This window comes from Clostridium sp. ATCC BAA-442 (assembly GCF_964239415.1).
GTDB lineage: Bacteria > Bacillota > Clostridia > Oscillospirales > Oscillospiraceae > Flavonifractor > Flavonifractor plautii.
On the sequence record NZ_CAXSQB010000102.1, the window covers coordinates 1 to 2283 of the forward strand.

Below are 2283 nucleotides of genomic sequence, written 5' to 3' on the forward strand. Positions count from 1 at the left end.
GTTACTTTCGCCCAGTCATTCAGCGGGGTAAACCAAATATACCGTTCTTTCTTGGCATCCTCCAGCGTCAGCGGCTCGTTCGGCGGGGTGAGGGTGGGCGCATACTCGACAAGCTCCGCTTTGCCATCTCGCCATGCCGGGAACGATTTCTCAAACTGCTCCCTGCTTTTGTACATCCGGGGGCGAAGTTGGCTATCCATAACCGCTTTCCCGCCCTGAAACGCTATGAATATGTGCTGTCCTTTCTCAATCGCCCTTGCCATCTTTCAGCGCCTCCAGTTTCTTCCTCAGTTCCTCCCACGCCATCCGGTTACGTGGAGCCCCACACCAAGGGCAATAAATCCCTACTGGTGGAGCGATCGAGGGTGTCTTACACATATTGCACCCCGGCCACACCCGCTCCATCTGCTCCTGGCTGATTTTCCCCATATATCTACAAATCCTCCATTCTGTGTGGTATTATTTAACTGCGTGGAAAGTGAGGTGATTTCATGGTCATGCATCCAGTTTCCTCAACGGACATAGCCAGTATCGGATATGAAAATGGGACTCTCTACATCTCTTTTCATAAGGGCGGCACCTATGCCTATTTCGGTGTCCCGCAGTCTGTATATGCTGGGCTCATGTCCGCAGGATCCCACGGAAAATACTTCCACGCATTTATCAAGGGTAGGTATGGATATTCCAGGGTCTAATCTATAACTGCCAGCACCACCGCAGGGCCGTTTACAGAGACCACCACATCTTGGTACGGCTCTGCGATGTGTGTTTCTACGCCCTCACGCTTTCTTAGTTCGTCTACCAAATCGCAAGTCTTAAACTCAGATAACTGCTTCCGGCTGACGGGGCGGAGGATGGCGAGAGCGGCTTCCTGCCATGCGTTCACCCAATCCGACAATGTTTCAGTCTCGATGTGTCCGTAAATCTCGTTGACGTTCACATCAGAAATCAAATCTTTCAGGTTCATTCCATCCCCTCCAGCATCTCCATCTCCTTCGACGTCAGCACCGGCGTGCGGGTGTTCCACCGTCCAATAGCATCCTCTTTTAAAATGCACCATGTTGTAGCGCAAAAGCATTCACCGCACACTACACTGTATTTCCCTGATGCTTGAAGTGTCCCTTCTACCAGTACCGCACGTCCCTTGCAGTGTGGACACGGCAGCAGCACCCCCGCATCCGTCAGGCGCTTGGCCGCCTCATGGTCGCCCAGCAGGGCGCGCGTCTTATCGTCCATCGTTCTGGTCCTCCTTGACTGCTTTCCAGCGCTCTTTACGGCTACACGTCCCGCTCCGTAATCCTGCGCTCTACAACTGACTCCATCGCGTCCAGGCTGCGCCAGGGGGCCACCGCCCGGCTGATGCCGTATGGGTCTGCGGTTATCATGGGCTACACCTCCACCACATGGATACCGCGCCCGGCCATGAGCTTTTTCTTTAGCTCATATTCCTTGGTTCGGAAGCCCTTCACATCTTCCACCACAGGCAGCCAGTGGACGGCGCCCGTGCAATCCGGCTCTGTAGGCCGCTCATATGCAAAGTCGGCCCGGTACTTGATGGCCCGAACACGCTCGCCCAGCGGTGTCGTGAACGCCTCCTGGAGTGTGAACTCCGGCTGGAGCTTCAAATCTCTAATTTCTCCGGCGCACAGCATGAGCATGAGTTGGTCATACCGTACGGCCTCTTTCTGACTGTCGAAGGTGATGCCATTTCGCACCGCCTTCTTGTTGCCGTATTTATTCACAGGGCAAGGCCCCTTTCGTCAAGAATGTCCATCCAGGCCGCCGCGGTCAGCCCTGCCTTTTTGGTCTCTTCCCAAGTGTCCGGCACCCCAGCTGCCCGGCGCTGACAGCGAAGATCCTGCCACCGCTCCCGCAGGGACTCGACCGCGGGGTCTATGTAACGGGCAGTTGGAGTCGGCAGACTTTGTGTTTTCGGCCTCTCCGGCTGCGGGCAGCGGGAGGAGATATCGGTCGGGTCAGGCCAGTATTTTTGCGTCCGGAAGTAGCTCACTACCGCCTCCCGCACGTCGTCCACCGAGTAAGGGGCCAGCGTCAGCGCCCACACAGCCCGCAAAGCGTTGTCCTTGAGGTGCGGGTCGTTGGGGCGGTAAAACGCCAACAGCCTGAACAGCTTGTCCGTGTCCTCGCGGGTCAAAATATCACGTCCTTCCTGTACTTCTACCGGGAATCTACCGGTAGAAGCCTTCTTCTCCTCCAAAACACTCACATTCTCTCAGGAGAAGGAGGAGGAACGGGGGGATAATAGGGGGGATAGAGATAGGG

General features: G+C 55.8%; 6 protein-coding genes. 1 reads left to right on the plus strand and 5 read right to left on the minus strand.

Annotation, left to right across the window (positions count from 1 at the left end; genetic code table 11):
• The coding region (locus tag ACESY8_RS19585) for a hypothetical protein (RefSeq protein ID WP_498794962.1) at positions 1–263 on the minus strand (263 nt) is incomplete at its 3' end.
• A 234-nt stretch (positions 264–497) separates the two neighbouring features.
• On the opposite strand from ACESY8_RS19585, the gene ACESY8_RS19590 reads away from it, so the two are divergent.
• Positions 498–695: a KTSC domain-containing protein gene (locus tag ACESY8_RS19590; protein ID WP_498794966.1), complete on the plus strand. Its 198-nt coding sequence runs from the start codon at positions 498–500 to the stop codon at positions 693–695.
• Here ACESY8_RS19590 and ACESY8_RS19595 read toward each other — a convergent pair.
• From ACESY8_RS19595 to ACESY8_RS19610, 4 genes are all read right to left on the minus strand, one after another.
• Positions 692–967 (minus strand): BC1881 family protein, encoded by a 276-nt coding sequence (locus ACESY8_RS19595; RefSeq protein ID WP_498794963.1) that lies wholly within the window; start codon positions 965–967, stop codon positions 692–694. The genes ACESY8_RS19590 and ACESY8_RS19595 overlap by 4 nt on opposite strands.
• A complete protein-coding gene (locus ACESY8_RS19600; RefSeq protein ID WP_498794964.1) occupies positions 964–1236 on the minus strand; it encodes a Lar family restriction alleviation protein in 273 nt (90 codons plus the stop codon). The genes ACESY8_RS19595 and ACESY8_RS19600 overlap by 4 nt, the downstream gene beginning before the upstream one ends.
• A 152-nt stretch (positions 1237–1388) precedes the next feature.
• Entirely contained in the window at positions 1389–1742 is a 354-nt protein-coding gene (locus ACESY8_RS19605) for a DUF1064 domain-containing protein (protein ID WP_007489181.1), read from the minus strand.
• A complete protein-coding gene (locus tag ACESY8_RS19610; protein ID WP_498794965.1) occupies positions 1739–2218 on the minus strand; it encodes a hypothetical protein in 480 nt (159 codons plus the stop codon). Before ACESY8_RS19610 ends, ACESY8_RS19605 begins: the two co-directional genes overlap by 4 nt.
• Positions 2219–2283: the final 65 nt, after the last annotated feature.

Coding starts and splice junctions, on each gene's coding strand:
- ACESY8_RS19590 (WP_498794966.1), top strand. CDS start 498: ATGCATCCAGTTTCCTCAACGGACATAGCCAGTATCGGATATGAAAAT.
- ACESY8_RS19600 (WP_498794964.1), bottom strand. CDS start 1,236: ATGGACGATAAGACGCGCGCCCTGCTGGGCGACCATGAGGCGGCCAAG.
- ACESY8_RS19595 (WP_498794963.1), bottom strand. CDS start 967: ATGAACCTGAAAGATTTGATTTCTGATGTGAACGTCAACGAGATTTAC.